The organism is Corallococcus sp. 4LFB, assembly GCF_046520365.1.
GTDB lineage: Bacteria > Myxococcota > Myxococcia > Myxococcales > Myxococcaceae > Corallococcus > Corallococcus caeni.
Window position 1 is genome coordinate 1 of record NZ_JBKGHJ010000879.1, and the last position, 1,964, is coordinate 1,964.

At 67.8% G+C, this 1,964-nt stretch carries 2 protein-coding genes; both read left to right on the forward strand.

Going from position 1 to position 1,964, the window contains the following annotated elements; all coding sequences use genetic code 11:
• Window positions 1–737, forward strand: a 737-nt coding sequence (locus tag ACLEQD_RS42275) for a J domain-containing protein (protein WP_410391617.1), incomplete at its 5' end; no start/stop codon positions are given.
• A gap of 143 nt (window positions 738–880) precedes the next feature.
• On the forward strand, window positions 881–1,964 hold a 1,084-nt coding region (locus ACLEQD_RS42280; RefSeq protein WP_410391619.1), incomplete at its 3' end, for a response regulator.

The window sequence follows — 1,964 nt, forward strand, 5'->3', positions numbered from 1 at the left end:
GGCCGCTCGCGCAGCAGATTGAGCAGCGCTACGCCGACATCCAGACGAAGAAGGACCACTTCGTCACGCTGGGCGTCCCGCAGGATGCCTCGCGCGACCAGGTGAAGGCCGCCTTCCTGAGCCTCGCCAAGGTCTTCCACCCGGACCGGCTGCCCCCGTCGCTGCCCCACCTGGCGCCGAAGATCACCGCCGTCTTCGAGTCCATCCGCGAGGCCTACGAAGTCCTCCACGACGACACCCGCCGCAAGAACTACCAGCTGGCCCAGCAGGGCGCGCAGTCCGCCCCCAAGCCCCCGGCCTCCAGCGGCCGTCCCGGCAGCCCCGCCGCGGCCCGCGCGGACACGAGCGCGGACGACCTGTTCCGCATGGGCGAGGTCTTCTTCCGCAAGCGCGACTTCGTCGCCGCCAGCGAGCACTACGAGCGCGCCTACGGCCTGGACCCCAAGCCCCTGTACCTGGCGGCGCGCGCCTGGGCCGTCTACATGGACCCCAGCCGCAAGGCCGACATGCCCCGCGCGAAACAGTGGATGGCGGATGCGGTGCGCACCGACCCGAACTGTGATCGCGCCCACTACCAGCTGGGCGTCATCGCCCGCGTGGAAGGGGACATGGACCGGGCGGAGCGGCACTTCCGCGAAGCGGTGCGCGCGAACCCGAAGCACCTGGAGGCGAACCAGGAGCTGCGGCTCATCGACATGCGCAAGAAGAACCCGCCCAAGAAGGGTCTCTTCCGCTGACCTGCCTGTCCTCCAGGAAGGGAACCGGCCGGTTTTCCAGACAGTCCCGCCCATTGACACACCTGAAAGCCGGACCCGATGCTTGCCCCCACGGGGCGCGTCCGTTGGATCCGCCGTCCCGCCCGTTTTGAAAGGCATGCCACGTGGCCAAGCAGCACCTGCTCCTCGTCGACGGTGACGCGAAGAGTCTGCGCGTGATGGAGGTCAGCCTGAAGAAGGCGGGCTTCTCCGTCACGACTGCGATCCACGGCAAGGATGCGCTGGAGAAGGTCCAGATCAGCCCGCCGGACCTCGTGCTCGCGGACACCAAGATGCCGGAGATGGACGGCTTCGAGCTCTGCAAGCAGCTCAAGTCCGACGAGCGCTTCAAGTTCATCCCCTTCGTCTTCCTGACGAACCAGAAGTCGGTCGAGTTCAAGGTGCGCGGCCTGGAGCTCGGGGGCGACGACTACCTGACGAAGCCCATCTACATCAAAGAGATCGTCACCCGCGTGAAGATGATCCTTCAGAAGGCCGAGAAGGAACGCATCGAGAAGCGCGAGACGACCAAGGGCGGCTTCGCGGGAAGCCTCGCCGACATGGGCGTCGTGGACCTGGTCCAGACCTTCGAAATCGGCCGCAAGACGGGCGTCATCTCCATCCAGGGCGAGCGCACCGGCGTCGTCTACTTCAAGGAAGGCCGCGTCATCGACGCGGAGCTGGGCCGGCTCAAGGGCGAGAACGCCTTCTACCGCCTGCTCAACACGTTCGAAGGCCAGTTCGACGTGCAGTTCACCACGTTGGACCGCACCGAGCGCATCGAGGTCTCCACGCAGGGCCTCCTCATGGAGGGCATGCGCCGGCTGGACGAGTGGGGCCGGATGCTCGAGCAGCTCCCGCCGCTGGAGACGGTCTTCGAGATCGACTACCACCAGCTGGCGGACCGCCTGTCGGAGATCCCCGACGAGGTGAACGGCCTCTTGCGCCTGTTCGACGGCAAGCGCGCGCTGTCGCGCGTGGTGGAGGACTCGGACTTCGAGGACCTGGCCGCGCTGGGCATCATCAGCAAGCTGTACTTCGAGGGCCTCATCCGCGAGCTGGGCAACGCGCCGCTGGAGCCCGTGCAGAGCAGCAAGCCGGGCATCGAGCAGTGGCTGAACGCCGCGCCGCCCATCCCCGTGGACGTCGCGCCCGCGCAGGACGCCGCGCCCGCGGAAGTCCCGGTCCCCGTGGAGCCGCCCCCCGTGG